Origin of the sequence: Psychrobacter sp. 4Bb (assembly GCF_002836735.1) — a bacterium.
Lineage (GTDB): Bacteria > Pseudomonadota > Gammaproteobacteria > Pseudomonadales > Moraxellaceae > Psychrobacter.
Window position 1 is genome coordinate 1 of the sequence record NZ_PJAS01000005.1, and the last position, 7738, is coordinate 7738.

General features: G+C 42.6%; 4 protein-coding genes. 1 reads left to right on the forward strand and 3 read right to left on the reverse strand.

Features of this window, described 5'->3' with window-relative positions:
- Positions 1–532: 532 nt before the first annotated feature.
- The 3 genes from ssb to CXF60_RS00415 all read right to left on the reverse strand — a co-directional run bounded on the left by ssb (position 533) and on the right by CXF60_RS00415 (position 3591).
- Entirely contained in the window at positions 533–1156 is a 624-nt protein-coding gene (gene ssb, locus CXF60_RS00405) for a single-stranded DNA-binding protein (protein ID WP_101204383.1), read from the reverse strand.
- 317 nt (positions 1157–1473) lie between these two features.
- On the reverse strand, positions 1474–2085 hold the full coding sequence (locus CXF60_RS00410) for a DUF3833 domain-containing protein (RefSeq protein WP_102090348.1): 612 nt from the start codon (positions 2083–2085) through the stop codon (positions 1474–1476).
- 141 nt (positions 2086–2226) lie between these two features.
- Positions 2227–3591, reverse strand: coding sequence for an MFS transporter (locus tag CXF60_RS00415; RefSeq protein WP_102090349.1), 1365 nt, complete (start codon positions 3589–3591; stop codon positions 2227–2229).
- A 665-nt stretch (positions 3592–4256) separates the two neighbouring features.
- Here CXF60_RS00415 and uvrA point away from each other — a divergent pair.
- A complete protein-coding gene (uvrA, locus tag CXF60_RS00420) occupies positions 4257–7163 on the forward strand; it encodes an excinuclease ABC subunit UvrA (protein ID WP_102090350.1) in 2907 nt (968 codons plus the stop codon).
- Positions 7164–7738 lie beyond the last annotated feature (575 nt).

A 7738-nucleotide genomic window follows, 5' to 3' on the forward strand; every position in this document is an offset into this window, starting at 1 on the left:
TTATCCAAATAGCTTTCGATTTATTAATAAGAAACAAGTAAAACCTTGGCTATTATTATCGAAATTTATTTTATTTATGGGCAATCAACATATATTAACCATATGCCATATAAAGTTAGTATAGCAATTTTTAAAACCAAACGTCACTAATCATAATTATTTTTTGGTACAAACGGTCAATATAGAGTATAGAAGGTAGTAAGCATACTAGCTAATATGAAAATTAATAGTATTAAACCAGTACTAATTAAACTTAAGTTTATTCGCTTAAACATTAAGAGCATATTAAATAAATTAAAAATTCTTTAATAAAATTTTAGTTTAGCTATGTTAAGAAGCATCAACTGAATTATATTTCTGGATATAGTTAATCCTCTATAAAAGAGCTACAGCGTTAACCTCGCTTGAAGTATCACAGTTACATCTGCACTCAGTTGCCTTGTATCTCTTTTAAATTGAATCAACTATAGCAAGCATTAAAAAAGCCCTGCAGTTGCAGGGCTTTTTTAACATTAAGTCTAAGGTGTATTCCTCAAAACGGAATATCATCATCTACAGGGCCATCTGGCATTGCTGTAGGCTTAGATTGTGCAGGTTTCTGTGCTGGCTGATTGAACTGGTTTTGCTGAGCAGGCGCTTGATTATTAAAGCTATTCTGACCACCTTGAGCCGCTGGTTGGTTGTAGCCGCCTTGATGTGCCATTTGATTATTTGCTTGCTGACCAAAATTATTTTGATTGTTTTGGCCACCTTGATTATTATAGCCGCCACTTTGACCTTGGTTCTGACCACCAAAGCTATCTCCACCTTGACCACCGCCAGTTTGACCATCAAGCATCTGCATTTGTTCAGCACGAATCTCAGTAATATAACGGTCTTGACCACTTTGGTCTTGGTATTTACGTGTACGCAAACTACCTTCGATATAGACTTTGCTGCCTTTACGCAGGTATTGCGCTGCGATTTCGCCTAGACGGTTAAAAAGTGCGATACGATGCCACTCTGTCGCTTCTCTTTTTTCGCCGCTTTGCTTGTCTGTCCATTGCTCTGATGTCGCAACCGAGATATTGGTTACGCTACCGCCATTGCTGAATTGGCGTGCCTCAGGATCTGCTCCGAGGTTACCGATGATGATAACTTTATTGACTCCGCGCATGATACCGTCCTTTTACTTATGAATAATTTAATAAACTGTTTTAATCGTTATCTGATAGCATCATTTGATACTATCAATTGTATAATTTTACTTTAACCAATTTTTATCGAAATATCTATAGGCTACCTATGGTGCACGTCAGTCTATGTCGCTTAGACACTCTATCTTGATATATTAGTCAATATTGTAGAGTGCAATAAATAACAGGTAATAGATAAATATGCTGCTATTTTGCCATTTTAAGACGCTGAAGAACACCGTCTACCTTTATCAACATTGCTTAGCACCTTACCTATTATTCAGTGATTTAGAGATTTCTAGTTAGCATCAGAAGGCTTACGATGCATACTTAACGTCACGCTACCCAGCTCTACGCCAAATTTTTTCATCACTGAGCGATTGAGCATGACATCCTCATTGATAAGATACATCCAATCATCAAAATTCACTTTGTAGGTTTTGTCCTCGACAGGTAACTCTAATAGGTAATTCCAGTGTAACGTATTGCCAACCACTTTCCCTGTTGCCTCGCCAATGACATCACCTGCCACACCTTTCCAGCTGCCATCTGTCTGCTCAGTCAGACGCCATATACGCTGCGATTTCGTGCCATCTGCCCACAAGAATTTCTCGTTTAGGACAATGACATCATCTCCCTCATGGGTTGCATTAATATCAACATAAAAGCGCTTTTTGACTTCGCCATTTCGACCTTGGAACATACCCCAACCATCGATTTGACCCGAAAAAAACTCATGCATGTCGAGCGTTGGTGTGGTGTTCTGATACGCCTGAATATTTTGCGTAGCGCAACCAGAGGTCAGCAGTATGGCCAATAGACCAAGACCTACGGTTAACTTGGCTATTGAGCGATGCGCCTTCTTTTTACCCTCAATGACATTACCAGACAACATCTTAAATTTACTCATATTAATTCCTTTTAAATAGAGATAAATAGTTAGTTTCTATTGATTGATATTGGTGGTTTATGAGACTGCTGTCTGTGCAATTTTTGCTATTTGGCTTTATTTCTATATAAAAACATAAGTCTAAAGCTGTTATATATCATATTAAATATCTAGCGGACTTTGCGCCAAACTCGATAGCTGCTGACGTGAATCATCCGTCAACTGTGTCTTATCTAACTTCAAATAAGCGACTTGCTCTTTTGCCATGACGACCAACTCATCAACACCATCTACTGCCAGCATTTGTCGTGACCAGTCTTGGATATTGATGTCTTTGGGAATAGTAACCGTCGTGCTCGATAGATAAGGTGGCTGAGAAATGGGAATAATGATAAGCAGTGCGGCACCCATAATAATAGCCAGTATGCCCCACGCCAACAAATTAGGCTGGCCTAATAACAGACCACCCATTGCCCCGCCTACAAATGCACCAAAGAACTGACTAGAAGAGTTAAGCCCCATCGCGGTCGCTTTATTAGCGACTGGTGCACGCTTAGATATCCATGAGGGAATCGTCGCCTCAAGCAGGTTAAAGCCCATAAAGTACAGCAGCAAGCCCAATATAATACCAATACCGACCTGACTACCAAGCGCGAGTATGGCTAAAGCGGCGGTCATTAATGCAATCGCACCCAAAAAAACCTGACGCATTTTGCGTTTCTTTTCGGCGATGATAATAAACGGTATCGCGATGGCGAAACCAATAAACAATAGTGGCAAATACACCATGCCTTGCTGACGTACTGATAAGCCAAGTACGTCACTGAGCTGGTGCGGCAATATCACAAATATCGCCGTCATCGTTAGGTGTAGCGCAAAGATACCGATATGTAAGCGGTTAAGATCGCCAATCTTGAGGACAGTGGCTAACTGTTGACCAATGGTTTTGTTATCCAAATTATGCTTAAGCACGCGCATAGGCGTCGGTACAACTACCAATAGCAGCATCGCCAATATAGCAAATCCTGAAGTCAGCCAAAACAGTCCAGAGATACCGAGCGAGCCGACTAATAATGGACCAAAAGCAAAGGCTATCATAATAGACGTCGCAATCGTCAGACCCATCGTGGCCATCGCCTTGGTACGCATTTCCTCACGAGTCACATCAGCCAATAATGCCATAAGCACAGCAGAGACCGCACCACTACCCGCCAGCGCTCGACCAATAATCACTTCGTAAATATCAGTCGCATTTGCTGCAATCATGCCGCCGACAGCGAACAGTATCAATCCCAAAAAGATAATAGGCTTACGCGGGAATTTATCAGCAGCCAAACTCATCGGTATCTGAAAGATGGCCTGCCCTAAGCCATAAATACCAACGGCCAAACCAATTAAAAACGGCGTCGCGTGTGCATAATTGTCACCATAAACAGAAAATACCGGCACAATCATAAACAAGCCAATCATACGTAAGGCAAAGATGCCACCGACTCCGAGGATTGCCCGTTTCTCTACGCTATTCATACTTGCCTCACTGGTTGATCATTGCTGGTTGCTCATTGCTATCTTTCACGACTAACACTGTGCCATACCATGATTTATCACTACTGGTTTATCAAGGCATTGGCCTATAAATCAAGCCCCCTAGTATAAGACATTCGCCGTTTGGTTGCCGAGACTTTTGTCTTACTGGTGCAGTAACGTATGCGCCCTTAACCCAAGCCATTCATATTACGAGATTATTTTGTTACCAAGTGCATCAGATGCACAGTGACACCTTGAATAATGCCGTCACCATGACAATAAAGTAAAACGTTATCAGCACTATTACTGATGAGATCGAGCGACCGCTCAAATGATAAACCCGCTTATCACTATCACCACAAAATGGCATTTTTGGTCAAAACCATAACAAACCATACCTGTTACTTAACATTGATTTGATTTAGATTTGTTTAGTCCTATTACAAATAGTCGTAGGAACGACAAAAAATACAAAGCCAAACAACAATAGAAAATGAATAACTAGGCTGGCATAACTTTTACCTTATCAATATATGTAACCTTTATAACAACACCATAAATTTAGAATTATTCACGTTTTAACCAATCACTTTACTGATCTGTACTTACTTTTTGATTTGAGATATTTTCCAATCCCCTTTTAGCAAATAGGAAACCTGTAACCGATGGCACATGACCATATCGCAATACGCGGCGCACGTACTCATAATTTAAAAAACATCGATTTAGACATCCCACGAGATAAATTCGTGGTAATCACTGGCCTATCTGGCTCTGGTAAATCTTCATTGGCTTTCGATACTCTCTATGCCGAAGGGCAACGTCGTTATGTCGAAAGTTTATCGGCATACGCGCGTCAGTTCCTCTCGCAAATGGAGAAGCCTGACGTCGATAGTATCGAAGGTCTATCCCCTGCGATTGCTATCGAGCAAAAATCAACCAACCATAACCCACGCTCGACCGTCGGTACGATTACCGAAATTTATGACTATCTGCGTCTGCTCTATGCACGCATTGGTACGCCATATTGCCCTGAGCATGGTGAGCCAATGGTCGCGCAGTCGGTCACTGAGATGGTCGATCAGGTCATGGCCTTGCCAGATGACACCAAGATTATGATCTTGGCACCGGTGATTCGTGAGCGTAAAGGTGAGCATACCGTCTTGCTTGAGCAGCTGATTGGTCAAGGTTTTGTCCGTGTGCGCGTCGACGGTGATGTCTATGACACCGATGAGCTACCAACACTGGATAAGAAGAAAAAACATACCATCGAAGTGGTGGTCGATCGCTTTAAAGTCCGTGATGACTTGGGCAACCGTGTCGCTGAGAGCTTAGAGACGGCATTACGTCTAGGTCAAGGACTGGTCACGCTTCACTTTATGGATGGCAATCCAAAAGAAGGCGGTGACGAAAACCAAGTGATGTCAGCCAAACATTCATGCCCTGTCTGTGATCGTGCAGTGCCTGAGCTTGAGCCACGTATGTTTAGTTTTAATAATCCATACGGCGCATGCCCAAGCTGTGATGGTCTCGGTAAACGTCAATATTTCGCCGCTGAAAAACTGATTACTCATCATGAGAAGTCACTTAACCAAGGCGCTATCAATGGTTGGGATAAGCGTCATGCGTACTATTTTGGTTTACTTAGTACCGTCTGTAAGCATTTTAAAATCGATATGGATGCGCCATGGCAAGATCTGTCAAAAGAGCAGCAAGACCTTATCATGCACGGCTCTGGTAAAGAAAAGCTGACCTTTAACTTTACCGATGAGCGCGGTCGTAAGACCAATAAAACCGTACCGTTTGAAGGTGTGCTTCCTTACCTAGAGCGTCGTTATGCTAAGACACAAAGTAACCTTGTCCGTGATGAGTTGGCTAAATATCTGGCTGATACCACTTGTAACGTTTGTGACGGCGCGCGTCTGAATGAAATCTCACGCAATGTCCGTGTCGATGATCAAACCATCGCTCAAATCGTTAAGCTCTCTATTGGGGACGCTGCTGACTATTATAAAACGCTAAAGATTGGTGGTCATAAAGGTGAAGTTGCCGAAAAAATCTTTAAAGAGATCAATGAGCGCTTAAACTTCCTCGTGAGCGTCGGGCTAGATTATTTAACGCTCGCCCGCTCTGCCGAGACGTTATCGGGCGGTGAAGCACAGCGTATTCGTCTGGCTAGCCAAATCGGTGCAGGTTTGATGGGCGTCATGTACGTACTTGATGAGCCGTCAATCGGTCTGCATCAGCGTGACAATGACCGTCTGCTAAAAACCCTAACGCGATTGCGTGATTTAGGCAATACGGTACTGGTCGTTGAGCATGATGAAGATGCGATTCGCCAAGCAGATCACGTCATCGATATCGGTATCGGTGCAGGCGTACATGGTGGTCACGTGATCGCCCAAGGTACGGTCGATGACATCATGGCAAACAAAGAATCGCTGACTGGACAATATATGTCTGGTAAGAAAAAAATAGAGATTCCGACTGTGCGTCATAAAGCCAAAACCATCGATGTCGAAGTCAAAGGTAAGGCCAAAGCCAAAAAAGTACCGATGACCATCGAGCTAAAAGGCGCGTCAGGCAACAACCTACACGATGTAGATTTGACCATTCCTGTTGGTATCATGACTTGTGTGACGGGTGTTTCAGGGTCGGGTAAATCAACCTTGATTAACCGTACGCTTATGCCATTGGCAGCGACTCAGTTAAACAATGCCTCAACGCTGATTGCCGATAAGTTTGAAAGCATTAGCGGTCTTGAGCATTTGGACAAAATGGTTGATATCGATCAAAGTCCAATCGGCCGTACGCCGCGCTCAAACCCAGCGACTTATACAGGCGTGTTTACCCCTGTGCGTGAGATGTTTGCCCAGACGCAAGAAGCGCGTGCTCGTGGTTATAAACCGGGCCGCTTTAGCTTCAATGTGAAAGGCGGACGCTGTGAAATGTGCCAAGGCGATGGCCTTATCAAAGTTGAGATGCATTTCCTACCAGATATGTATGTGCCGTGTGATACCTGTGAAGGCAAGCGCTACAACCGCGAGACGCTAGAGATTCATTATAAAGGCAAAACCATCGCTGATGTGCTTGATATGACGGTTGAAGATGCCGTTGAGTTCTTCTCAGCGATACCAGCGATTTACCGTCGTCTGCAAGCATTGATGGATGTCGGTCTGAGCTATATTCGCTTGGGTCAGTCTGCGCCAACACTATCAGGTGGTGAGGCGCAACGTGTCAAACTGGCGCGTGAGCTTGCCAAACGCGATACGGGACAGACGCTATATATCTTGGATGAGCCAACCACTGGTTTGCATTTCCATGATATCGATAAGCTGCTCAATATCCTGCATGCCCTACGCGATAAAGGTAATACCATCGTGGTCATCGAGCACAATCTTGACGTAATCAAGACGGCCGACTGGGTAATTGATCTAGGCCCTGAAGGCGGTAAAGGTGGTGGTATGATTATCGCTGAGGGTACGCCTGAGGAAGTGGCCGAAGTCAAAGAATCCTACACGGGTATATTCTTAAAGCCAATGCTTGAGCAAGGTATGAAAGAAGTCAGCTAATACTCTTAAGTCCTGATTGATAAAAGGCTACTCTTTATAGGGTGGCCTTTTTTGTTGGTTGAAACTTGATTGTTGTAGCTAATCCCGCTTTTCGCTTATAGTTGGCCGAGTGTGTTAGCGGTAGCGTAAACCATCATTAGTGTGGCAAACTAACCCATAGTGCTAACTTTATGGATATAAGAATTTGTGAAAAAAACAGATGAGAATAATATATTTGAATTCGAAGGTCTTCAAGCTGAAAGCTTAAAAGAGGCAAATATCAGTAAAAATACAATTATACAAATTTACAAATTTACAAATTTACAGAGACTATATAGTAAATCAAGAAATACTAAAGCAACAGGCTCAGTATTTTGGAAATATACTACACTTAGGTGAAGAAATTAACTCTGTAAAATGGAGGGTCAAAGATCCTATTCACTTACTAACTAAAATAGTGAGAAAGAGAAAGAAAGCTATCAAGGAGCACGAAACTTCTCCTTATCTAGAAATCAATGTAAACAATTATAAAAATATAATTGATGATTTAGTCGGAATCAGAGCTATTTACTTGTTCAAAGAGAATTGGGAACTAG